Genomic DNA, 22291 nt, shown 5'->3' with positions numbered 1-22291 from the left:
CCCTCTTCGTGCCCCCGGCGGCTAGGGCTCAGGAACGGCCGGACAGCTCGCGCCGCGCGGCGGCAGCGCCGAGGTGGCCAAGTAGCGGTCGACCCGCTCGGAGATACAACCGCTGACCCAGTAGTTGCCGTGGCCCCAGCCCTCGTACGTGAGCAGCCGCGCCCGCGATCCGGCCTGGGCGCTCACCTTCCGCGCCCAACCGTGCGGCGTGGAGGGGTCGTGGCGGCTGTTGGTGAGGAGGATCGTGGGAGCCCTCGCGTCGAGCCGCAGCGGCTGCTGCGGGTTCTTCACCTCGTCGTCCTGACGGCCCAGACAGTCGGTGACGCCGCTCCAGGCCAGGGCGGTGAGCCGACTGTGCGGAGCGTTGGCGAGGGCCAGTTCCCGTAGCCGTACGAGATCGGCGAACCCCCGTACCGGCATGCGGTGGTCCGCGCAGAACGAGGCGCTCTGCGGGTAGTGGATCTTCCCCGGCGGCACCGACGGGACCTCGGCGGCCGAGCCGTCGAAGAGGCACCCGGGCCGGTTCGCGTCGACCTCGCCGAGACAGCGGGAGAGTTCGGGCCACCGGCGCTGGAAGAAGGAGAAGGCGACCTGGGTGCCGAGCAGATAGCCGTCGAGGGCGAACGGCGGGGTGCCGGGCAGGGTGACGGTCAGCTCGCCCCGCTCGGCCCTGCCGCGCAGCCGGTCGTACCACCGCGCGCTCCCTCCGGCGCGCTGGGCGCAGGACGGGGCGCGGTCGCACCAGGAGAAGAAGCCCTGGAAGGAGTCCTCGACGGCTGCCGAGCGTTCGGCCACCCAGCGGGAGACGTCCGTGGTGTGGTCCATGTTGCTGTCCCAGACCGCGGCGCGCAGCCGGGTGGGAAAGAGCTCGGCGTACGCCTGCCCGACGAGGGTGCCGTAGGAGTCGCCGTAGTAGCTCAGGCGTCGCTCGCCCAGCGCGGCGCGGACGGCGTCCAGGTCGCGGGCGACGCTGCGGGCGTCCATGTGGTCGAAGACGGGCCCGGTCTGCGCACGGCAGTTGGCCACGAACGCCTTCTGCGCCTCGACCGCGCGTGAGTACGCGGCGGGGGTGGCGGGGACGGTCCCGGCGTCGGCGGGGTAGGCGGCCGCGTCGCACAGGACCGGGTGGCTACGGCCCGTGCCGCGCGGGTCCACGCCGATGAGGTCGAAGCGCTCGGTGGTCCCCGCGGAGAACAGCTGCGGGTTGTGGACCACGGCGTCCACACCGGAAGCGGCCGCTCCCGGCTGGTACAGGAGCGGTCCGACGCGCCGATCCGGTGCGGTGGCCGGTCGCCGGGCGACGGCGATGTCGAGGGTCGGGCCGCCGGGATCGGCCCAGTCGACGGGGACGGTGACAGTGGCGCAGCGCACCGGGTCGTCTGCGGCCGCCGCGGCACAGGGGGTCCAGACGACGGGGCGCTGCCCGGCTGGCTCGGCGGCCCGCGCCGCCTGCGCGGGGGCCGGTGCGACGAGCGGTCCGAGCAGCGTCGCGGCCAGGAATCCGGCCGCGACGCCCCGGATCCTCGTCGCACCGGCCGCGATGTGCCCGCGTCTCACCCCGCCTCCCGTACGCCGCCCCAGTCGCCCTCGTTGACGGGTGCGCGGTCGAGCAGCGGCTCCCACCAGTCGCGCCGCTCGGCATACCAGCGCACGGTCTGCCGCATGCCCTCCTCGAAGGGTACGCGCGGCCGCCAGCCCAGCTCGTCGCGGAGGGTGCTCCAGTCCAGGACGTACCTGCGGTCGTGTCCTGGCCGGTCCGCCACGATCGTCTTCATCGAGGCGGGCAGGCCGAGTTCGTCGAGGACCAGGTCGGCGATCTGCTCGATGGACGCCTCGTCCCCGGTGCCGACGTGGTAGGTGCGGCCGACCTCGCCGCGTTCCAGGACCGCCTCGATGGCGCGGCAGTGGTCGACGACGTGGATCCACTCGCGCCGGTTCTCCGTCTGCGCGTACAGCTGGAGCGGCTTTCCGTCGAGCGCAGCCGTGGTGAAGGCGGGGACGACCTTTTCGGGGAACTGGTGGGAGCCGTAGTTGTTGGCGCAGTTGGAGATGGTGATCGGCAGCCCGAAGGTGTGGTGATAGGCGCGCACCGCGTGGTCGGCGCCCGCCTTGCTCGCGTTGTACGGGGTGCGCGGGCGGTAGGGGGTCGATTCGGTGAAGAGTTCGGTGGCCTCGAGGGCGAGGTCTCCGTAGACCTCGCAGGTGGACACGTGGTGGAAGCGTGCGAGGCCGACGCGTCGGGCGGCCTCCAGAAGGGTCTGGGTGCCCATCACATTCGTACGGAAGAACTGGCCCGGCTCCAGCAGGGCGTACGAATTGTGGGACTCCGCGGCGAAGTTGACGATCACGTCGACGTGGTGGGTGCGCAGGACGCGCTCCATCGCCGCGAGGTCGTCGATGCTCGCCTTTTCGAAGACGATGTCGTCCCAGACGTCGTCGAGATTGGCTGTGTTTCCCGCGTACGTCAGCGCGTCCACGACAATGACGCGGTCCCCTGGATGGGTACCGCGCCAATGCCTGATGAAGTGCGATCCGATGAATCCGGCCCCGCCGGTGACCATGAGGGTACCCATGCGCTCACGCTAGGAAGGCGCGGTGGTGAACCGGCCGGATCCCGCTGGAGGCCGCCGGACGGTCGCCCGCGCGGGCACCTCCGGCCGCCTCTGTGCGGCTACGGGCGCCAGCCGCCCGCCTCCGGCCACGGCTCGCCGAGCTGGCGCAAGGTGCTCTGGAACTCCGGCCAGTCCCGGTGGTCCCGGATCTTCCCGTCGACGAAGCGGAAGAGGTGGACCTGCTCGCCCGCGAACTTACGGCCGGTGGGGGCGAAGCCGACGAGGTTTCCGACGTGCCGTCCGTAGAGCACCAGGTAGGCGCGGACCCACTCGCCCTTCTCCTCGATCCTGACCTCTTCGAGGTGGGCCTCGTCGGAGAAGGTCATCCGCACCCACTTGACGATCATGCCGAACCCGGCGGGGCCCGGCGGAATGCCGTGCTCCTGCGTGGCCGGGTTCAGGTACTCCTCGTGGAGGTACTCGCCCGCGTCGTCGGCCTCTCCGGTGTTGAAGGCGTTGATCACTCGTCGTACGGCATCTATTTGATGGCTCATCAGCTGCACTCCGGTTGGTCTCGTCGTCGGCCGGTACTGCCTGGGCCGAACGTGACAGCCGGCGGTCGCCGATGCGTCGACATCCGCTCGATGCCGTCCAACCGGCCCCCAGCGGGCCGCGAGAGGCGTCGCCCATGCTGGCCCGGCCCAGCCGTAGACCTTTCAGAGGGGTGTGCCGCACATGACCGATCACCAGCCCGGCGACGGGGTCACCTTCGTCAACACCTTCACGCTCTCGGCCCCGCCGGAGGAATTCGAGGCGGCCTTCGCCCGGACCTCGCAGTTCATGGCCCGGCAGCCGGGTTTCCGGGAGCACACGCTCGTCCGGGGCACCAAGGACCCGACGCGTTACGTCAACATCGCCCGCTGGGACGACGCCGCCTCGCTCCAACGGGCCGTAGGACAGCCGGAGTTCCAGGCACACGCGGCCGCCCTGGGCGAGCTGAGCAGCAGTGATCCGCAGCTCTACACACCGGTCCGCACGGTGCGCCCCGCACCGTCCGGGCACTCCCCCGTGGTGGTGGTCACCGGCGGCGGCACCGGCATCGGCCGGGCCACCGCACGCGCCTTCGCCGGGCAGGGCGCTCGCGTTCTGGTCGTGGGGCGCACGGAGTCGAGCCTGGCCGAGACCGCAGAGGGACACGACGGCATCAGGACCGCGGTGGCCGATCTGACCGCCCCCGGTGCGGCCGATGAGGTCGTGGAGCGGGCCCTTGCCGCCTTCGGCCGGATCGACGTCCTGGTCAACAACGCGGCCGTGTCCCTGCACGGGGGCCTGGCCGACCACACCCGCAAGGACGACGAGACACAGATCGCGACGAACCTGCTGGCGCCGATCTCCCTGACGCGCGCGGCCCTGGACGCGCTGGAGGCGAGCGGCGGCACCGTCGTCAACGTCAGCACCTCGGGCTCGCTGGGGCTGCGGACCTGGCCGGGCGCGGGCGTCTTCGGCGCGAGCAAGGTGGCCCTGGACTTCCTCACCCGCACCTGGGCCGTGGAGCTGGCGCCGCGCGGGGTGCGGGTGGTGGGTCTTGCCCCGGGGGTCGTGAACAGCGGCATCGGGGTGCGGAGCGGCATGTCCGCGGAGCAGTACGACGGGTTCCTCGACCAGATGGGCGACAAGGCCCCGGCGGGCCGGGTGGGGACGCCCGAGGAGATCGCCTGGTGGATCACGCAGTTGGCGCGGGACGAGGCCGCCTACGCCAACGGCGTGGTGGTGCCGGTGGACGGCGGGCTCTCGCTCACCTGACGGCCAGCGGGCTGGGGCGCCTGTGCAGGGCCGTCAGGCGCTCCAGCACGGGCACGATGTCACCGGGCGCCGGGGTGGCGATGACCTCGTCGCGCAGCCGAGCGGCCCGCTCGGCGAAGGAGGGGTCCTCCAGGATCCGTACGAGCAGGGCGCGCAGTTCGGCGGCGGAGACGTCGTCCACGTCGGCGACCCGGAGCGCGGCTCCGTACTCCTCCATGCGCTGCGCCTTGCGCTCGCTGTCCCAGATCATGCAGGGCAGGAAGATCTGCGGGACCCCGTGGGCGAGCGCGGTCTGCGAAGTACCGGCGCCGCCGTGGCTGATGACGGCCGCGCACGTGGGCAGCAGGGCGTCGAGGGGGACGAAGTTCACCACGCGTACGTTGTCGGGGACGTCCCCGCCGAGTTTGGCCACCTGCGCCGGGTGCAGGGCGGCGACGACCTCGATGTCGAGCGTGGCGACGGTCCGGATGATGTCGCCGACGGAGGACCGGTCGCGTCCGAACACTTCCTGGTTGGAGACGCCGAAGGTGACGCAGACCCGGGGCCGCTTCGGGGGCTCGAGCAGCCATTCGGGCAGCACGGAGGGCCCGTTGTACGGGACGTACCGCACGGGTACGCGCAGTCCGTCGGTCGGCAGGGCGAGCGAGTCGGGCACCGGGTCGATGGTCCACTGCCCGGTCACGACCTCCTCGGTGAAGGACAGGCCGTGGTCGGCGAGGGCCCAGCCGAGCCACTCGGACATCGGGTCGTCCCGCAGCACTTCGGGCCGGTTCCGCAGCCCCGCCAGATGGTGGCGCCGCATGCCGCCGACGAGGTCGAGGCCGAAGAGGAGCCGGGCGTGCGCGGCGCCGGAGGCGAGCGCGGCGATCGGTCCCGCGTAGGTGAGGGTGTCCCAGATGATCAGGTCGGGCTGCCACCAGCGGGCGTAATCGACCAGGTCATCGGTCATCTCCCAGGAGAAGTACCGGAAGATGAGCGGGGCGTAGGCGGCGAACACGCCCTGGGTGTAGTCGGGGGTGAGCCGGTCCGGGGAGGTCTCGGCGATGTCGAGGATCTCGGTCCAGGTCGTCATGTCGACCGCGTGCGGGTCGGCGGCGGTCTCCGGTTCGAGCGCCCGGTCGTCGATGGTGGCCGCGTCCGCGGCCTGGTCGAGCGGCTGGCCGAGGGGAACGGCGGTCAGTCCCGTACGGGTGATGTCGTCGGCCAGGTCGGGCTGCCCGGCGATCCGGACGTCGTGCCCCGCCGAGCGAAGCGCCCAGGCCAGCGGCACCTGGGCGTACATGTGCGACCGTGCCGCGAACGTCGTGAACAGGATCCGCATCCCCAACTCCTCTGCCGGTGCCTTGCGTGCGGAGGCCACCGTAGAGGCGGGCCTGCGGATCCGGCTCGCATCGCGCTGGAGTGCCCCCGCGGGCGGGCGGGGGCACTCCAGCGGCGCTCAGCGGAAGTCGTCGGCGTGGTCGTGCGCCCAGGTGAGGTACGAGCGCGGGGCCCGGCCCGTGACCGCGTCGGCGGTCACCGTGCCCGGGGCCGTCTCGGGCTCCGCCTGCTCCGGCTCGTCCGCATCGCCGGGCTCGTCGGGGTCCGACTCCACACCGGAGTAGTCCTCGTAGCCGAAGAGGAAGTCGACGTTCGCCGCGGCCCAGCCGCCCTGCTCGTGGTAGAAGGCGCGGGCTTCGGCCGGGGTCACCGTCTCGATGCGGATCTCCTCGCCGATGGCCTCGGCGATCGCGGCCACCTGCTCGCGGGGAGTGACAGGACCCGGCCCCGACAGGGTGTACGCGGTGCCGACGTGCCCCTCCTCGACGAGCGCGGCGGCCGCGACGTCGGCGATGTCCCACTCGTGGATCGGGATGCCGACGCGGTCGGGGTACGGCTCGACGACGGTGCGGCGCGCACGGACCGAAGGGCCCCACATGTGCAGGGAGTTGACCGCGAACTCGCCGGGCCTGACATGGGTCCACTCCACGCCGGACGCCTCCACGGCCCGCTCGACGGGCAGGTGGTACTCGGTGTCCCAGCCCGCGGTGACGGTGGCGGAGGAGAGCAGCACGATCCTGCGCACCCCTGCCTTCACGGCCAGGTCGATCACTTCCTGGGCGGCTTCGAGGACGGGGAAGAGGAACATCCTCTCCACTCCCGTCAGGGCGTCCCGCAGCGTCTGCGGACGCGCCATGTCGCCCGCGACGACCTCCACCCCGGCGGGCAGCCCCGCGCTGTCCGGCCTGCGGGTCAGCGCCCTGACGTCCTCACCGGCCCTCAGTAATTCCCCGACCACCCGTCGGCCCACGTTCCCCGTCGCGCCGGTCACCAAGATCGTCACTGCGCTTCACCGTCCCCTCGACTCTGTACACGGATACCGTTCTCGAGCATGCGGATGACCGCGGCGGCGACTCCGTGCCGCGGCAGCACGCCGCGGCTCGCCGAGTCACAGCCGGTGTAGACCAGGGCCCACACCGTGTCCTGGATCCACTGCACGGCGACGCTCGGGTCGAACACCCCCGCCGCCTGGCCGCGCTTGATCAGGTCGGTCATCATCTGCGCCACGGAATCCGGCCCGGCTCCCGCCTCCTCGTCGCCCGCCTCGAAGCCTTCGAGCACGCTGGAGTCGCCGTACAGGAACAGCAGGCGGTCGCCCGTGTCCACCATCGCCGCGACCAGTCGGCGCAGGGCCTCCACGGGCGGGCCCTCGTCCACCGACGCGTCCTGGATCGACTGCTGGATCACCAGGTAGGCGTCGGCCACGGCCGCCTTGACCAGGACGTCCCTGTCGGGGAAGTAGCGGTGCAGCGTGCTGCGTCCGACCTCCGCGGCCTTGGCGATGTCGGCGAGTGTCGCGGCGCGGTCCCTGGCGAGCACTTCGGCGGCCGCCCCAAGGATGGCGCGACGCGTACGACCACGCGTTCCGGACTCCACAGATGCGCTACTCATGTGCCGAACGTAGCAGATCAACATTCAATCCAGGAACTCGACATGCTATTTTGGGACACCGATGTTCCATTTAGAGTCTTGGACGTACTGCACACGCTGTCCTAGCGAAAGGGTCTGCACGTGAACGTGGAGGACACGACGGTGGCGGCGACCTCGCCACCCGAGAAGCCGCCGAAGCGCTTCTCCAACCTGCGGGTGCTCTGGTCGTTCGTACGCCCGCACCGGTGGACTTTGCTGACAGCCTTCGTACTGACCGCCATCACCACCGGCACCACACTGGCCACCCCGATGGCCACCAAGGGGATCCTGGACGGACTCGCCGACGACTCCCCCCTCGCCCGGTCCATCTGGATCCTGGTCGGCCTGCTCGCCATCGGCTCGGTCGTGGGCTGGATCCGGCTGATCATGCTCGGCAGGCTGGCCGAGCAGATCGTCCTCGACGCCCGCGTCGGCATGGTGGAGCGGCTGCTGCACGTGCCGATCGGGGGCCTCGGCCGCCGCTCCCCCGGCGAACTCGTCACCCGCGTCACCTCCGACACCCTGCTGCTGCGGGAGGCCGCCTCCTCCACCGCGCTCGAATTCTTCGGCGCGGTGGTCATGGTCGTCGGCTCGCTGGCGCTGATGGCCTCCCTCGACTGGGTCCTGCTCCTGGTCATGTTCGTCACGATCGTCGTGATCGCCGGGGTGATCGGCCTGGTCATGCGCCCGCTCGCGGCGGCGCAGCGGGAGGCGCAGGCCGCGATCGGGCGGCTCGGCGGCGTTCTCGAGGGCGCCATGCGCGCCATCCGCACGGTGAAGGCGAGCCGGGCCGAGCGGTGGGAGAGCGACCGCATCCTCGACGAGGCGCGGGAATCCTTCCGCCAGCGGATGCGGGCGGTCCGGATCGAGGCCCTCACCTGGACGCTGACCGGTGTCGGCTTCCAGGGCGCGATCCTGGCGATCCTCGGTGTCGGCGCCTGGCGGGTGAGCCTCGGCGAGCTGACCGTGTCGGGCCTCGTCGCCTTCCTGCTGTACGCCTTCCTGATCGTCGACCCGATGACCCAGCTCAGCCAGTCGGTCTCGCTGCTCCAGTCCGGTCTCGCCGCCGCGTCCAGGATCCGGGAGATCCACGAACTGCCCGTCGAGGACACCCGGGCGGTCCCCGCGCGGTCCCTGGCCCCCGTGACCGGCGGTGCCTCGCCGGTGCTCGCCTTCCACGACGTCCACGCCCGGTACGGTCCTGGCGCGCCCCGCGCGCTGAACGGGGTCCGCCTGGACATCGCACGGCGCGGCCACACCGCGATCGTCGGCCCCTCCGGCGCCGGAAAGACCACGATGTTCTCGCTCATGCTCCGCTTCCTGGAGGCGGAGAACGGGGTCATCTCGCTCGACGGCGTACCGCTGGACCAGTACGTCCTCGCCGACCTGCGCGAACGGATCGTCTACGTCGAGCAGGACACCCCCCTCGTCTCGGGCACCCTGCGGCAGAACCTGCTCTACACCCACCCCGACACTGACGAGGAGGCGCTGTGGGCGGTCCTGCGGGACGTCCGCCTCGACGACCGCGTCCGCACCCTGGAGCAGGGCCTCGACACCCCGCTCGACGGCTCGGTGATATCCGGCGGCGAGCGGCAGCGCATCGCGCTGGCGCGGGCCCTGGTCGGCGAGCCGGAGATCCTCCTCCTCGACGAGGCGACCGCTCAGCTCGACGGCCTGACCGAGACCGCGATCCACGACGCGGTCGAGCGCGTGGCCGCCAGGGGCGCCGTGATCACCATCGCGCACCGGCTCTCCACCGTCGTGGACGCCGACCAGATCCTCGTCATGGAGGACGGTCTGTGCCGGGCCACCGGTACGCACGACGAACTGCTCGTCACCGACGACCTGTACCGGGACCTGGTGGCGGCGCTGCGCATCGCGACGATCACCCAGGACCGGGAGAAGGAGGACTCGGCCGTGACGGGCTGACCGGACCCGGCGACGGCTGGACGCCCGCCGGGCGGGCGTCCAGCCGTCGTCGATCGGGCTGCGAGGGACGTTGGCCACGCTTCGGGGCGGAAGAAGCAGAGGAGAGTCCTTGATGCGGGTCCTGTTCACGACCTTCGCCGCCAAGTCCCACCTGCACATCCAGATTCCGCTCGCCTGGGCCCTGCGTTCGGCGGGCCACGACGTGTGCGTGGCCAGCCAGCCGGATCTCGTCGAGTACATCTCCCACACCGGGCTGATGGCCGTCGGGGTCGGCGAGAACCTGGATCTGGACGTGCAGATGGCCGGGGCCAACAGACGGCGAGACGACACCGAGGAGGAAGTGCCCGGCGATCCGGACTTCCTCACCCACGCCGACCTTTCCGGCCTCGACCCGGAACACCGTACCTATCCCTACCTGCACGACGCCTTCGCGCTGATGGCCGATCACGTCTACCCGGCGCTCTCGTCGGGCGCGATGATCGACGACCTGGTCGGGTTCGCCCGGCAGTGGAAACCCGACCTGGTCCTCTGGGACACCCACACGTTCGCCGGGGCGATCGCCGCGACGGCGGCCGGCGCGGTCCACGCCCGGCTGCTGTTCGGCGCGGACCTCCTCGCGCACTCCCGGAAGACCTTCCTGCGGGAACGGGACCTCCTCCCGGCCGCCGAGCGCGCCGATCCGCTGGCCGACTGGCTCGGCGGTGTCCTGGACCGGTACGACCTGCCGTTCACCGAAGAGGTGGTGACCGGCACGTGGGCGGTGGACCCGGTGCCCGCGTCCATGCGGCTGCCGTCGGACCAGCACCACGTGCCGATGCGCTACGTCCCCTACAACGGCCCGTCCGTACTGCCCGACTGGCTGAGCGAGCCGCTGGAGCGGCCCCGGGTGTGCCTGACCCTCGGCTGGAGCGGCCGGGACGTGCTCGGCGCCGACCGGGCGTCGGTCGGTGAACTGCTCGCCTCCGTCGCCGACTTGGACGTCGAGGTGGTGGCCACCTTGTCGGCCGGTCAGCTGGCGCGTCTGGAGAAGGTGCCGGACAACGTCCGCGTACTGGACTTCGTCCCGCTGGACGCGCTCCTTCCGACCTGTTCGGCCGTCATCCACCAGGGCGGCGCGGGCACGTTCCAGACCTCCCAGCTCCACGGCGTCCCCCAGATCATCGTTCCTGACCTGCTCTGGGACTACGCCCACAAGACGCGCCACGTGGAGTCGACGGGCAGCGGACTCGCCGTGCCCGACGTCGACCGGTTCACCGCGGCGGAGCTGCGGAGCATGCTCGTCCGGCTCCTTGGGGAGCCCTCGTTCGCCGAGAACGCGGCCGGGATCCGCAGGGAGATGCTGAGCATGCCCGCGCCCCGTGACGTCGTACCGGTCCTGGAGCGGCTGACGGCCGAATACCGCAGGTCGCCGTGACCACCGCGCGCGCCGCACACACGTCGCACACGTCGCGCACGACGCACACCTCGCACACCTCGCACACCGAGAACTTCCCCCGTACCGCGCAGATTTCGCCGATCACCGTACGCAGCACCCGGGAGACGGACAGATGACCTTCACCATGCAGTCACGCAAACTCGCCGTCGACGGCGCCTTCGAGTTCAGTCCGCGGGTCTTCGGGGACGAGCGCGGGACCTTCGTCTCTCCCTACCAGGAGAGCGCCTTCGTCGAGGCCGCGGGCCACCCGCTGTTCCGGGTGGCCCAGACGAACCACAGCAACTCCCGGCGCGGTGTCGTGCGCGGGCTGCACTTCACGGCCTGCCCGCCGGGCATCGCCAAGTACGTGTACTGCGGCCGCGGGCGCGCGCTGGACATCGCCCTCGACATCCGGGTCGGCTCGCCCACCTTCGGCACCTCGGACGCGGTGGTCCTCGACCCGGCGGCCGCCCGCTCCATGTACTTCCCCGTCGGCGTCGCCCACGCCTTCGTCGCCCTGGAGGACGACACGGTCGTCTCGTACATGCTCTCGGGCGAGTACGTGAAGGAGGACGAGCTGGCCCTCTCCGTGCTCGACCCCGCGCTCGCACTGCCGATCCCCGAGGACATCGACCCGATCATGTCCGAACGCGACACCGGGGCCCCCACCCTGGCCGAGGCGGCGGCGTCCGGGATCCTTCCCGACTACGAGAAGTGCCTGGAGATCGACCGGGCGCTGCGGTCGTGAGGGCCGCCCACCACAGATCCGACACGCCGCTGCGGCTCGCCGAGTCGATGGCCCACGGCCCCTCGGACGGCGGCGGCATGCGTGACCGGGTGGACGACATCCAGCGGTGGTTCACGGAGTTCGGCCGGTACGCCTACACCACGGTGACCCCGGTCGACCTGGACGCGCTCGAAGGCTGGTCCCGCGACCGGCGCACCGGGAACATCCACCACCACAGCGGCAAGTTCTTCACCATCGAGGGCCTGTCCGCCCTGGCTCCGGACGGCCCTGTCCCCCGCTGGACCCAGCCCATCATCAACCAGCCCGAAGTCGGCGTGCTCGGCCTGCTCGTCAAGGAGACCGGCGGTGTGCTGCGCGCGCTCGTCCAGGCCAAGGTGGAGCCGGGCAACCGCAACGGCCTCCAGCTCTCCCCCACCGTGCAGGCCACCCGCTCCAACTACACCCGGGTCCACCAGGGCCGTGCCGTGCCGTATCTGGAGTACTTCCGCGAGCACCGGCGGCACCGGGTGATCGCCGACGTGCGCCAGTCCGAGCAGGGCGCCTGGTTCTACCGGAAGCGCAATCGCAACATGGTGGTGGAGACCGTCGAGGACGTCGAACTCCTCGACGGCTTCCGCTGGCTGACGCTCGGTGAGCTGTACGCGATGCTCGCCGAGGAGGACCGGGTCAACATGGACCTGCGCTCGGTGCTGTCCTGCCTGCCGCTCGCCACACCCGGCCTGGACACCGTGCTGCGCGGCGACGGATCGGGCTTCCACGGCGCGCTGGTCCGCTCCTGCGCGCCCACGTCGGGCACCCGCCACTCGCTGGGCGAGCTCCTCAACTGGATCACCGACACCCGCACCCGCACCGACATCCACACCGAACGCATCCCGCTCGACGGGCTCGACGGCTGGCGGCGCACGCCCGCGTCGATCACGCACGAGAGCGGACGGTTCTTCTCCGTCATCGGGGTGGACGTCGCGGCCGGGGGCCGGGAGGTCGCCCACTGGACCCAGCCGATGGTCAGGCCCGAGGGCCAAGGGGTGATCGCCCTCCTGGTGGGTGTGATCGACGGCGTTCTGCACGCACTGCTCCACGCGTGTGTGGAGCCCGGGTATCTGGACGTGGCCGAACTGGCCCCGACCGTGCAGTGCGTCCCCGACACCCTGGAGGCGCTGCCCGCGGCGGCCCGCCCGCCGTTCCTCGACGCCGTGCTGAGAGCGGATCCTTCCGACATCCGCTACGACACGGTCCTGTCGGAGGAAGGCGGCCGCTTCTACCACGCCCTGAGCCGGTACATGATCGTGGAGACGGATCCGGCAGGGATCGACCATCCCGACTACCGCTGGATCGCGGTCCACCAGCTGATGGAACTCCTGCCGCACAGCCACTACGTGAACGTCCAGGCGCGCAGTCTGGTGACGTGCCTGCACAGCCTCGTCGGCTCGTACGGGGCGACGAGGCGGAGCACAGCGGGAGTCGAGGGAAGCTAGAGGGACCCGGCCTAATTTCGGTCCCATGATTTCCACCAAGACCGACAGCGATCTGGGTCCCGAACTGATGACGCTCCGCGGCATGCAGTGGATCTACGGCATCAAGAACGACCCGTACGCCCTGCTGCTGCGGGCCGAGAGCGACGAACCGCACGCACTCGGCCGCCAGGCGCGCGAACACGGCGCGCTGATGTGGAGCACGGCCGAGACCTGGGTGACGGCGCGGTACGACACCGCGTCGGCGCTGCTGAGCGATCCGCGGCTCGGGGTGCACTACCCGCGTCCGGAACCCGGCGCCGGTGACGAGGAGGCGATGGCCTGGCAGATACCGGCGCTCCACGACGTCCTCCCCCTGGGCGACGTCTCCCTCGCCCTTGACCGGGCGTCGTACCGGCGGCTGCGCGGCCAGGCCGTGGCAGCCGTTGGCACCGGACGACCGGCCTTCGCGGCGGAACTGGCGAAGCGCTCGGAGGGCCAACTCGACCTGCTGGACACGGACTTCGACCTCATGACCGACTTCGCGCACCCCCTCGCGGCGCACGCGCTGGCCGACCTGCTGGGGGTGGCGGTGGCGGACCGCGAGCGGTTCGCCGGGCTCTGCGTCGACGTGGCGCCCGCGCTGGACGCCACGCTCTGCCCGCCGCGTCTGGTGACGGCGCGGGAACTCATCACCGCCGCACGGGAGATCGGGGAGCTGCTCGGTGCCCCGGCCTCGGACCGGGGCGCGGACGACGAACGCGCCTCCCGGCTGCTGCTGGCCGTCGCCGGAGTGCAGCTGGCCGCCAACCTCACGGCCAGGACGGTGTCGGCGCTCCTCGACCACCCCGAGGCCTGGGCGAGCGTCCGCGACGACGCGGCCCTCGCCCCGGCCGCCGTGCGGGAGACGGTGCGGTACGCGCCTCCGGTACGGCTGCAACAGCTCTTCGCCCACGAGGACGTGAAGGTGAAGGGCACGACGATCACGGCGGGCCGCACGGTGACCGTCCTGGTGGAGGCGGCCAACCGTGACCCGGAAGCCTTCACCGAACCGGACCGCTTCGACCTCGGCCGGGAAGCAGCCGCGGCGCCGCTGACCTTCGTCGACGACCTGTACACCGGCACGCTCGAACCCTTCGCCACAGCGGTGGCGACGGCCGGTGTGGCCACGCTCGCCGCCCGGCTCCCCGCCCTGCGCAGGGCCGCCCCCGAACTGCGCCGACTGCGCGCCCCCGTGACCGGCGGAGTGCTCCGGATGCCCGTGACCGGCACGGCGGGCTGAGGAGCTGACGATGCGGGTACTGATGACGTCGTTCGCGGAGGAGAGCCACTTCAGCGGTTCGGTGCCGCTGGCCTGGGCGCTGCGCACCGCCGGTCACGACGTGCGGGTGGCGAGCCAGCCCGCGCTGACCGACACGATCGTCGGCGCGGGCCTCACCGCCGTGCCGGTCGGCGACGACCCGGCCCTGCACACCGTGTTCGGCGCGGTGGGCGCCGAGCTCATGGCGTTCCACGGCGAGCCCGACTACCTGGAGAAGCGGCACGAGCAACTGCCGTTCTCCTTCCTCAAGGGCCACGACACGATCATGGCCTCGCTGTTCTACTCCTGGATCAACAACGACTCGATGGTCGACGAGCTGGTGGACTTCGCCCGCAGCTGGCGTCCTGACCTGGTCATCTGGGAGCCCTTCACCTTCGCGGGGGCCGTCGCCGCCCGGGCCAGCGGGGCCGCCCATGCCCGACTGCTGTCGTTCCCCGACCTCTTCGGCAGCACGCGGCGACTGTTCCTCGAACAGTCGGCGGCGCGGGGGTTCGGTCAGTACGACGACACCCTGGGCGAGTGGCTGGCCTGGACCCTGGCCCGGCACGGCTGCGCGTTCGACGAGGAGATCGTCACCGGCCAGTGGTCGATCGACCAGATGCCGCCGAGCGTACGGCTCTCGCTCGCGCAGCCGCTGGTGCCGATGCGGTACGTCCCGTACAACGGTCAGGTCCCGACCGTCGTGCCGCACTGGCTGCGTGCGGAACCGGACAGGACCAGGATCTGTGTGACGTCGGGGATGACGGCCCGCGGTGCCGGCTCTCCCCACACCGCCCTGGTCGAGGACGTCTTCGAAGCGGTGCGGGGTCTGGACGTCGAGGTGGTGGCGACGCTGACGCCCGGCGAGCGGGAGCAGTTCCCCGACACGGCGGAGAACATCCGGATCGTCGACCACGTGCCCTTGGATGTCCTGCTGCCGACCTGCTCGGCGGTCGTCCACCACGGCGGCGCGGGCACCTGGGCCACGGCCACGGTCGCCGGGGTGCCGCAGATCTCGCTGGGCCGCATATGGGACTCGGTCTACCGCTCGCGGCGGCTCCAGGAGATCGGCGCGGGCCTCCATCTGCCGCCCGGTGGCGTCTCGGCGCGGAGCATACGCGGCGGCCTGCTGCGGCTCCTCGACGAGCCGGGGTTCGCCCGGCGAGCGGGTCTCCTGAAGGAAGAGGTCCGTTCCGCCCCGAGCCCCAACGAGGTGGTGGAGGTGCTGGAAAGGCTCACCGGGCGCCACCACGGCCGCCCGGTCGCGGTGGCGTCCTGAGCCGCCCGGTCCGCGGCGGCGTGGTGTCGCCCGCCGCGGACCGGGTCCCTCGCACCGGCACGGTCAGCGCGCGAACGTCCCACCGCGGTGGTCCTCGGTCAGGCGTTCGAGGACGGGCACGAGCTCACGGGGCGAGGGCGTTCCCAGCATCTCCCTGCGCAGCTCCTGGGCGCGGCGGGTGAACGACGGTTCCTCCAGGACCCGTACGAGCATGTCCCGCAGGGTCGTGGCGGTCGGGGCCTGCCCTTCGCGGACGTGCAGCCCCGCCCCCGCCTCCTCGATCCGCCGGGCCTTGAGGAGGTTGTCGAACAACAGCGCGGGGACGACTACCTGGGGAACACCGTGGGCCAGCGCCGTCTGGGTCGTGCCCGAGCCGCTGTGGTGGATGATCGCCGAGCAGCTCGGCAGCAGCGCGTCCAGCGGGACGAAGTCCACGGCCCGTACGTTGTCCGGCAGCCGGGGCAGTTCGGCGAGCTGGGCGGCGTTGAGGGTCGCGACGACCTCGATGTCCAACTCCGCGACCGCGTCCAGGAGTTCGGCGACCGACGCCCGGTCGCCGCCGAGGAGCTCACGGAACGAACGGCCCAGGGTGAGGCAGACCCGGCGCCCGCGCGCCGGGGTGCGCAGCCAGCCGGGGATGGTGGAGTGGCCGTTGTACGGGACGTACCGGACGGGCAGGTACGGGTGGTCGACCTCCAGGCGCAGCGAGGACGGCACCGGATCGATCGTCCACCGGCCGACCACCGCTTCCTCGGAGAACGCGCTGCCGTACCGTTCGAGCAGCGGTCCCAGCCACTCCTCGAAGGGGTCCTCGCGGTGTTCGGGCGGCCGCTCGCGCAGCGCGTCGAGGTAGCTCCCGCGCATCCGGCCGAGCACGTCGAAGCCGAACATCAACCGGGCGTGCGCCGCGCCCGTCGCCATCGCCGCGACCGCTCCGGCGAAGGTCGTCGGGTCCCAGATCACCAGGTCGGGCCGCCACTGCCGGGCGAAGGCGACCAGGTCGTCGACGGTCTCCGGTGAGGAGGTCTGCCGGAAGTTGTGGGAGATCCAGGCTTCGAGCACGCAGTGCATGTAGCTGTACGTCAGGTGCTCGGGGCGCAGTTCGCACAGGTCGAACAGGTCCCAGGCGATGCCGCCCTGCGCGTTCCAGATGTTCTCCTCGCGGTTCAGGTCCGCCTCGCTCAGCGGGGAGACGTCCGCCCACTGCTGGGGGTCGAGGGCGCGCCCGACCGGTACGGCGGTGAGGCCGGTGCGGACGATGTCGTCCACCAGGTCGGGCTGGCTGGCCACGCGCACCTCGTGACCCGCGGCCCGCAGCGCCCAGGCCAGCGGGACCTGGGCGTGCAGGTGGGTCGCTGCCGCGAGGGTGGTGAACAGCACGCGCATCAGCGGGCCCCCTCACCGGCGCGGGCGGTCACCGGAAGTCCTGCCTGTGGTCGGCGCCCCACCGGGCCAGATCGTGGGCGGGCCTTCCGGTGAGCCGCCGGACGGTGTCGTGGACGGGGGCGGGCCGGTCCACCCAGCGCGCCTGGTGGGCGAGGATGTAGTCGGCGACGGACTCCGGGAAACCGTCGCGCAGCATGTCCGCACGGGCCTCGTCATGACCGACCTCCACCAGGCGCAGCGCCCGGTCGAGGCCCCTCGCCAGGGCGGCGACCTGGTCGCGCACGGCGAGCGCCGAGGGCCCCGACACGCGGTGCACCGCCCCGGCGTGCCCGTCCTCCAGAAGCGCCGCGGCGGCCACGGCGGCGACGTCGGCCTCGTGGACGGGGGCGCCGACGGCGGTGGGATAGGCGCTGCGGACGACGCCCTCGGCGCGGATGGAGCGGTGCCAGAGGCTGAGCTTGTTGGCGGCGAACTCACCGGGGCGTACGTGGGTCCAGGCCAGGCCGGAGGCTTCCACGGCCTCCTCGACGGGGCGGTGGTGGTCGGGGTCGCTGCCTTCGGTGACGGCGTCGGAGGAGAGGACCACGATGTGTGCGACGCCCGCCCGTTTCGCCCGGTCGACGACCTCGTGGGCGGTGGCGGGCTCGGGGAACAGGTAGAGGCGCTCGACCCCGGCCAGGGCCGGGACCAGGCTGTCCGGGCGCAGCAGGTCGCCCTCGAACACCTCGGTGCCGGGCGGCAGTCCGGCGGCGTCGGGTGTGCGGGTCAGCGCGCGGACCGGTGCGCCGGCCGTCACGAGGAGGTCGACGACGTACCGGCCGACGCTTCCGGTGGCTCCGGTGATCAGAATGGTCATGTGGGAGGGGTCCGTTCAGTCTCGGGTGGCGAGGACCAGGTGGACGCTGCCGCCCGCGAACACTCCGTACTGGGACACCTCGGAGCGCAGTCCGTGGCGGTCCAGCAGGGCGACGGTCTCCGCGAGGCGGCCTTCGATGTCGTGCACCTCCAGCAGGACGCGGCGGACCATCGGCCAGTGCGCGTCGTCCAGGCCCTTGAGCACGTCCAGTTCGCCGCGCTCGACGTCGACCTTGAGGAGCCCGATCCGCTCGACGCCCTGCTCGCGGATGACCTGGCTGAGCGTGCTCACCTCGACTTCCACGTCCTGCCGCACGTCGAACATCTGCCGGACCACCTTGCGGGTCAGATCGTCCGCGTCGACGTTGTCGAGGTTGGCCGCGAGGTTGCGTTCGTTGTCCTCCGCGTCCTCGAACAACGAGGACGCGGAGGGGATGTACGGATGGAAGACGAGCGCGGCGGTGCCGGGCTCGGCGCCGAGGGCCAGGTTGAACGCGGTGCCGCCGGGGACGTGTTCGGCGAGGTTGGCCGCCAGACAGCCGTAGGTCTTCGGGGCGGGCTCGAAGGCCAGGACGCGGGATCCCGCCGACTGCCGCGCGAAGCTGAGGGCGGCCAGCCCGATGTGCGCGCCGACGTCGACGATCGCCTCGTCCGGGCCGAGCCCGGCCGCCGCCTTCCGGTATTCGGGTGCTTCGGTCAGCTCCGTCCAGATGGTTTCGGCCTCGGCCTGGTTCATGGCCTGGACGGTGGGCCCGTCGGCGAGCGTGCAGCGCACGGTCGGCGGGTCCAGCGGGAGCTCGGCCGGGAGGTTCCAGTAGTCCACCATGCGGGCCACGATGGGGGTGCGTCCACGAGTTCCCCCAGCAAACCGGTGGAGCCGCGCGCCGGGCCCCCGCTCCCGAGGTCCACCGATGATCCGTTCCCGTACGAGATCGCCCTGCCACGCTCGCCCGAAGCCCGCGCCCTGCCGCCCAGAGGCCGGTGGCGCACTTTGTCGACAGGGGAACCATGCGCGCACTGTTCGTCACGTCTCCCGTGCTGAGTCACATCTTTCCGACGATCCCGGTGGCGCACGCGCTGCGGGCGGCCGGGCACGAGGTCCGGTACGCCGCGGGCGAGGCGCTGGACGCCGTCACGGCGGCCGGGCTGCACGCCGTCGACGTCACACCCGGGGTGGACTACGAGAAGGTCTGGGTGCCGGAAGGCACCGAGGATCCGATGCACGTGCGGGACGCCGGTGTGGAGTTCCTCGCCGAGCTGTTCGGCCGGGTGTCGGGTGTCGAGGTCGACGGTGTCCTGGCGGCGGCCCGCTCCTACCGCCCCGATCTGATCGTGCACTCGGCCGCTCAGGGCGCGGGAGCGCTCGCCGCCGCCGCGCTCGGGATCCCCTGTGTCGAGTTGCCGCTCGGCCCCGCCGACAGCGACCCGAGGCTGGCCGGGCTGCTGCGCGAGGCCATGAAGGACGATTACGCGCGCCACGGCGTCACGGGCACGCCGCGCGGGACCGTGCGCATCAACACGGTGCCGCGACGCCTGTCCGCGCTGCTGCCCGGTGGGGAGCGTCCCGAGAACGAGTGGGCGATGCGCTACGTCCCGTACAACGGCGGGGGCGTGCTCCCCGAGTGGCTCGCGCGGCCGACCGAGCGGCCGAGGATCGCGGTCACGCTCGGTTCGATCGGCGCGCAGTGGGGCGGGATCACCGTGCTGGCGCCGCTGATGGCGGCGGCGGGCCAGGTGGACGCGGAGTTCGTCCTCACCCTTGGCGGCGGTGACGTGGAGCTGCTGGGCGAACTGCCGGAGAACGTGCGGGCGGTGGAGTGGGTGCCACTGGCGCCCCTGCTTGAGACCTGCGCGGGCATCATCCATCACGCCGGGTCGGGGACGCTGCTGACCGCCCTGACGCTCGGTGTTCCGCAGTGCGTGATTCCGGACGGCGCCTATCAGCAGGCCAACACCGAACTGCTCGTGGGCAGCGGCGCGGGGTTCGCGGTGGCCCCGGACGAGCTGGGGGCGACGGAGTGCCGTCGGCTGCTTGAGGACGGGGAGCTGAGGGCCGCGGCGGAGGGGATACGGGACGAGCTGCCGAGGACCATGCCGAGCCCGGCCTCGCTGGTGCCGCGGTGGGAGGAACTCGTGGCGTGAGAACGGCCGGTGCCGGTGTCCCGTGGAGGTGGCGGGAGCACCGGCACCGACGTGCGCGGGCGGTCAGGGGCGTGTCAGAGGCCGTCGGGGACGCTCCCCAGCGCGCGGAAGAGGGGCGAGAAGTTCATGACGTCCCAGTGCTCGACGACCTGGCCCCGCTCGTTGAAGCGCAGCTCCTCCAGGTAGTGCCAGGTGACCGGTTTCCCGGTGGCGGGTACGCCCATGAAGTCGCCCGCGTGGGTGGCGGTGACGGTGATCCGGAGCATCACGCGGTCGTCCTCGGCGACGATGCTCTTCGCCTCCAGGTGGAGGTCGGGGAAGGAGTTCAGGGAGCCCCGCATGATGTCGGCGATCTGTTCGGCGGGCATGGGCCCGCCGTCCTCGTCGTAGTGGACCGCGTCGGGTGCCCAGTAGGCGATGACACCGTCGGGTTCGCCTCGGTTCCAGGCGGCGACCATGTCCAGGGCACGGCGCTTGTTGTCGGCGGGTGACACGGTCATCGCTCTCCTCGCGGCAGGGGGCTCGCGCCCCGGACGTGGGTGGTGATCGCCTCGGCGAGCACGGCGTGGACGGAGCCGGGCAGGGCGTGGCCCATGCCGGGAATCTCCACGAGCGAGGCCCCCGGAATCAGTTCCGCCAGGTGGCGCCCGTGCGGGGGCGGGGCGATGGGGTCGTTCAGGGCCTGGACGACCTGGGTGGGCACGCGGACCCCGGCGAGTTCGGTGGCGCGTTCCCGTGGATGGGAGCCGAGCCCGTGGTGGGCGGTCGGTTCGGCGGCCGTCCCCGCGTGGTCGGCGGCTGCCCGCTCCCAGCGGCGGAACTCGGCCGGGTCGAAGGGCACTTGGTCGCCGGAGAAGATCCGGGACCGCTCGACGCGGCGCTCGATCTCGGCGTCGTCGCCGTCGACGGGCTCGGACATCAGGGCGAGCACGTCGAGCAGGGCCTGTCCGGGCAGGGGGAGACCGTCCACGGACGGCTCTGACTTGAAGAGCCGCTCGATGTTCCCGTCGAAGTCGACGTCGAGTCCGCCGCCGAGCATCAGGGTCAGGCTGAGCAGTCGGCCGGGGTGGTCGAGGGCGAGGAGCTGGCCCGTGATCGTCCCCATGGACATGGTGACCACGTGCGCGGCGGGGATGTCGTGGGCGTCCAGGACGGCGACGACGTCCTCGGTCAACTCGGCGTACCCGTAGGGATGTTCGGCGAAGTCGCGGGTGGTGGAACGGCCGGTGTCGCGCTGGTCGTAGCGGATCACCCGGTGACCGGCGGCGGTCAGCAGGTCGACGAAGTCGCGCGGCCAGGCCCGGGAGGACTGGTTGCCGCCCGCGATCAGGAGCAGTGGCGGGTCTTCGGGGCCGCCGAGGGCCTCGCTCCACAGCTCGACGTCCTTGGACACCGCGATGCGCTCGGTCATACGGGGCTCATTTCGATGAGGCAGAAGTCGAAGGGGACGACGGGCGAGCTGATGGGCGTCACCAGCGAGGTGACGGCGAGACCGGCGGACGCGGCGAGCGCGGTCCACTCCTCCTCGGTGCGCACCCTGCCGCCGAGGAACACCAGCATGCGCATGTCCAGCACGCTGAAGTAGCGGTCGGAGGTGGAGACCGTCGCGTCCTTCTGGGGTTCGGCACGTTCGCGCAGCAGGATGCGGCCGCCGGGCTCCAGGGCTTCTCTGCACCGCAGCAGGATGCGCCGGGCATCGTCGTCCTGCCAGTTCAGCAGGACCATGGAGAGCAGCACCAGGTCGGCCCTGACCGGCAGTTCGTCGAAGAAGTCGGCGCCGACGACGTCGATGGGCGCGTTGGGGTCCATCGCGGTGAGCCGCCCGCGGGTGCGGTCGGCCGGTCCCGGCAGGTCGAGCACGGTGCCGCGTACGTGGGGTGCGTGGCGGACGACCGACTGCAGGAAGCCGCCGGGGGCGCCGCCGACGTCGAGGACGTGGCGCACGCCACTCCAGTCGTACGCGGCGACGGGCGCGGCGTGGACGGCCTCCTCCTCCGTGGCCATCAGCCGGTCGAAGGACTCACCGAGTTCGGGCTCGGCCGACAGGTCGTCCCAGAACGGGCGTCCGTACAGCGCCTCATAGGTGGGGCGGCCCGTCCGCACTGCCTCCAGGAGCTGTGTGAAGGCGAGGTCGGCGCGGCCGATCGGCTCGTCGAGGGCCAGCCAGTGCCGCTGCTGGACGGGATGGTCGTCGGCGAGCAGCAGCCCGACGTCGGTGGGGGCGAACGTGCCTGGTTCGCCCTCCCGGTACACCCCGACGGCGGCGAGGTGGCGGACGAGGCGGTGCAGTGCGCCGCTGTCGCTGCCCGTGGCCCCGGCCAGGGCGTCGGCCGTGGTGGCGCCGGACAGCATGTGGTCGGTCAGCCGCAGCGTGGCCGCGACCCGCAGCGCCATGGGGGTCACCAGGTCGCACATGCTGATCAGGGCGTCCATGGGGGTTCCGTCGTGCTGCCTGCTGGAACTCGTCACGTGGGGCTTCTCCC

Annotated in this window: 20 protein-coding genes; 8 read left to right on the top strand and 12 right to left on the bottom strand. The window is 71.9% G+C overall.

Annotation, left to right across the window (positions count from 1 at the left end; all coding sequences use genetic code 11):
- Nucleotides 1-21: 21 nt before the first annotated feature.
- The 3 genes from CP970_RS39735 to CP970_RS39725 form a co-directional block, all read right to left on the bottom strand.
- A complete protein-coding gene (locus CP970_RS39735; protein ID WP_055547704.1) occupies nt 22-1557 on the bottom strand; it encodes an alpha/beta fold hydrolase in 1536 nt (511 codons plus the stop codon).
- Nucleotides 1554-2573 carry a dTDP-glucose 4,6-dehydratase gene (gene rfbB / locus CP970_RS39730; RefSeq protein WP_055547702.1) on the bottom strand — a complete coding sequence of 340 codons (1020 nt, stop codon included), beginning with the start codon at nt 2571-2573 and terminating at the stop codon, nt 1554-1556. The genes CP970_RS39735 and rfbB overlap by 4 nt, the downstream gene beginning before the upstream one ends.
- A gap of 98 nt (nt 2574-2671) precedes the next feature.
- Entirely contained in the window at nt 2672-3106 is a 435-nt protein-coding gene (locus CP970_RS39725) for an ester cyclase (RefSeq protein WP_055547731.1), read from the bottom strand.
- 181 nt (nt 3107-3287) lie between these two features.
- On the opposite strand from CP970_RS39725, the gene CP970_RS39720 reads away from it, so the two are divergent.
- Entirely contained in the window at nt 3288-4355 is a 1068-nt protein-coding gene (locus CP970_RS39720; RefSeq protein WP_079043522.1) for an SDR family oxidoreductase, read from the top strand.
- Here the strand turns inward: CP970_RS39720 and CP970_RS39715 are convergent.
- From CP970_RS39715 to CP970_RS39705, 3 genes are all read right to left on the bottom strand, one after another.
- Nucleotides 4348-5676, bottom strand: coding sequence for an activator-dependent family glycosyltransferase (locus CP970_RS39715; protein ID WP_055547700.1), 1329 nt, complete (start codon nt 5674-5676; stop codon nt 4348-4350). The genes CP970_RS39720 and CP970_RS39715 overlap by 8 nt on opposite strands.
- A gap of 117 nt (nt 5677-5793) precedes the next feature.
- Nucleotides 5794-6678, bottom strand: coding sequence for an SDR family oxidoreductase (locus CP970_RS39710; RefSeq protein WP_055547698.1), 885 nt, complete (start codon nt 6676-6678; stop codon nt 5794-5796).
- Nucleotides 6675-7286 carry a TetR/AcrR family transcriptional regulator gene (locus CP970_RS39705; RefSeq protein WP_055547696.1) on the bottom strand — a complete coding sequence of 204 codons (612 nt, stop codon included), beginning with the start codon at nt 7284-7286 and terminating at the stop codon, nt 6675-6677. Before CP970_RS39705 ends, CP970_RS39710 begins: the two co-directional genes overlap by 4 nt.
- A gap of 120 nt (nt 7287-7406) precedes the next feature.
- Here CP970_RS39705 and CP970_RS39700 point away from each other — a divergent pair, with 120 nt between their 5' ends.
- From CP970_RS39700 to CP970_RS39675, 6 genes are all read left to right on the top strand, one after another.
- On the top strand, nt 7407-9233 hold the full coding sequence (locus CP970_RS39700) for an ABC transporter ATP-binding protein (RefSeq protein ID WP_224058967.1): 1827 nt from the start codon (nt 7407-7409) through the stop codon (nt 9231-9233).
- 112 nt (nt 9234-9345) lie between these two features.
- Nucleotides 9346-10647, top strand: coding sequence for an activator-dependent family glycosyltransferase (locus CP970_RS39695; protein WP_055547694.1), 1302 nt, complete (start codon nt 9346-9348; stop codon nt 10645-10647).
- Nucleotides 10648-10780: 133 nt separating this feature from the next.
- Nucleotides 10781-11395 carry a dTDP-4-dehydrorhamnose 3,5-epimerase family protein gene (locus CP970_RS39690; RefSeq protein ID WP_055547693.1) on the top strand — a complete coding sequence of 205 codons (615 nt, stop codon included), beginning with the start codon at nt 10781-10783 and terminating at the stop codon, nt 11393-11395.
- 47 nt (nt 11396-11442) lie between these two features.
- On the top strand, nt 11443-12870 hold the full coding sequence (locus CP970_RS39685; protein WP_079043525.1) for an NDP-hexose 2,3-dehydratase family protein: 1428 nt from the start codon (nt 11443-11445) through the stop codon (nt 12868-12870).
- A 25-nt stretch (nt 12871-12895) separates the two neighbouring features.
- Nucleotides 12896-14128: a cytochrome P450 family protein gene (locus CP970_RS39680; RefSeq protein ID WP_055547689.1), complete on the top strand. Its 1233-nt coding sequence runs from the start codon at nt 12896-12898 to the stop codon at nt 14126-14128.
- A gap of 10 nt (nt 14129-14138) precedes the next feature.
- The gene (locus CP970_RS39675) at nt 14139-15425 is read left to right on the top strand and encodes an activator-dependent family glycosyltransferase (protein ID WP_055547687.1); all 1287 of its coding nucleotides are present in this window, start codon (nt 14139-14141) and stop codon (nt 15423-15425) included.
- A gap of 63 nt (nt 15426-15488) precedes the next feature.
- On the opposite strand, the gene CP970_RS39670 is transcribed toward CP970_RS39675, so the two are convergent.
- The 3 genes from CP970_RS39670 to CP970_RS39660 are packed head-to-tail and all read right to left on the bottom strand — an operon-like array spanning nt 15489 to nt 18492.
- Nucleotides 15489-16811, bottom strand: a complete 1323-nt coding sequence (locus CP970_RS39670; RefSeq protein ID WP_055547685.1) for an activator-dependent family glycosyltransferase — start codon at nt 16809-16811, stop codon at nt 15489-15491.
- A gap of 28 nt (nt 16812-16839) precedes the next feature.
- Complete coding sequence (locus tag CP970_RS39665; protein ID WP_055547683.1) at nt 16840-17667, bottom strand: NAD(P)H-binding protein; 828 nt, start codon at nt 17665-17667, stop codon at nt 16840-16842.
- Between the two features lie 15 nt (nt 17668-17682).
- Nucleotides 17683-18492, bottom strand: coding sequence for an FkbM family methyltransferase (locus CP970_RS39660; protein WP_055547681.1), 810 nt, complete (start codon nt 18490-18492; stop codon nt 17683-17685).
- Between the two features lie 182 nt (nt 18493-18674).
- Between CP970_RS39660 and CP970_RS39655 the strand changes: the two genes are divergently transcribed.
- The gene (locus tag CP970_RS39655; RefSeq protein WP_055547679.1) at nt 18675-19808 is read left to right on the top strand and encodes a nucleotide disphospho-sugar-binding domain-containing protein; all 1134 of its coding nucleotides are present in this window, start codon (nt 18675-18677) and stop codon (nt 19806-19808) included.
- A gap of 74 nt (nt 19809-19882) precedes the next feature.
- Here CP970_RS39655 and CP970_RS39650 read toward each other — a convergent pair whose 3' ends face one another.
- From CP970_RS39650 to CP970_RS39640, 3 genes are read right to left on the bottom strand one after another with little or no spacing between them, the layout of a single operon-like run.
- On the bottom strand, nt 19883-20308 hold the full coding sequence (locus tag CP970_RS39650) for an ester cyclase (protein ID WP_055547678.1): 426 nt from the start codon (nt 20306-20308) through the stop codon (nt 19883-19885).
- Entirely contained in the window at nt 20305-21219 is a 915-nt protein-coding gene (locus CP970_RS39645) for an alpha/beta fold hydrolase (RefSeq protein ID WP_055547675.1), read from the bottom strand. The genes CP970_RS39650 and CP970_RS39645 overlap by 4 nt, the downstream gene beginning before the upstream one ends.
- Nucleotides 21216-22277: a methyltransferase gene (locus tag CP970_RS39640; protein WP_079043521.1), complete on the bottom strand. Its 1062-nt coding sequence runs from the start codon at nt 22275-22277 to the stop codon at nt 21216-21218. Before CP970_RS39640 ends, CP970_RS39645 begins: the two co-directional genes overlap by 4 nt.
- Between the last annotated feature and the right edge of the window lie 14 nt (nt 22278-22291).

Source organism: Streptomyces kanamyceticus, assembly GCF_008704495.1.
GTDB lineage: Bacteria > Actinomycetota > Actinomycetes > Streptomycetales > Streptomycetaceae > Streptomyces > Streptomyces kanamyceticus.
Note: the sequence above shows the minus strand (reverse complement) of the source record. Positions and strands in the feature narration are given on the sequence as shown.

Bases quoted from the DNA above. Each gene is read 5' to 3' on its own strand.
- rfbB (WP_055547702.1), bottom strand. From the start codon at position 2,573: ATGGGTACCCTCATGGTCACCGGCGGGGCCGGATTCATCGGATCGCAC.
- CP970_RS39725 (WP_055547731.1), bottom strand. From the start codon at position 3,106: ATGAGCCATCAAATAGATGCCGTACGACGAGTGATCAACGCCTTCAAC.
- CP970_RS39720 (WP_079043522.1), top strand. From the start codon at position 3,288: ATGACCGATCACCAGCCCGGCGACGGGGTCACCTTCGTCAACACCTTC.
- CP970_RS39715 (WP_055547700.1), bottom strand. From the start codon at position 5,676: ATGCGGATCCTGTTCACGACGTTCGCGGCACGGTCGCACATGTACGCC.
- CP970_RS39705 (WP_055547696.1), bottom strand. From the start codon at position 7,286: ATGAGTAGCGCATCTGTGGAGTCCGGAACGCGTGGTCGTACGCGTCGC.
- CP970_RS39695 (WP_055547694.1), top strand. From the start codon at position 9,346: ATGCGGGTCCTGTTCACGACCTTCGCCGCCAAGTCCCACCTGCACATC.
- CP970_RS39690 (WP_055547693.1), top strand. From the start codon at position 10,781: ATGACCTTCACCATGCAGTCACGCAAACTCGCCGTCGACGGCGCCTTC.
- CP970_RS39685 (WP_079043525.1), top strand. From the start codon at position 11,443: ATGGCCCACGGCCCCTCGGACGGCGGCGGCATGCGTGACCGGGTGGAC.
- CP970_RS39680 (WP_055547689.1), top strand. From the start codon at position 12,896: ATGATTTCCACCAAGACCGACAGCGATCTGGGTCCCGAACTGATGACG.
- CP970_RS39675 (WP_055547687.1), top strand. From the start codon at position 14,139: ATGCGGGTACTGATGACGTCGTTCGCGGAGGAGAGCCACTTCAGCGGT.
- CP970_RS39670 (WP_055547685.1), bottom strand. From the start codon at position 16,811: ATGCGCGTGCTGTTCACCACCCTCGCGGCAGCGACCCACCTGCACGCC.
- CP970_RS39665 (WP_055547683.1), bottom strand. From the start codon at position 17,667: ATGACCATTCTGATCACCGGAGCCACCGGAAGCGTCGGCCGGTACGTC.
- CP970_RS39660 (WP_055547681.1), bottom strand. From the start codon at position 18,492: ATGGTGGACTACTGGAACCTCCCGGCCGAGCTCCCGCTGGACCCGCCG.
- CP970_RS39655 (WP_055547679.1), top strand. From the start codon at position 18,675: ATGCGCGCACTGTTCGTCACGTCTCCCGTGCTGAGTCACATCTTTCCG.
- CP970_RS39650 (WP_055547678.1), bottom strand. From the start codon at position 20,308: ATGACCGTGTCACCCGCCGACAACAAGCGCCGTGCCCTGGACATGGTC.
- CP970_RS39645 (WP_055547675.1), bottom strand. From the start codon at position 21,219: ATGACCGAGCGCATCGCGGTGTCCAAGGACGTCGAGCTGTGGAGCGAG.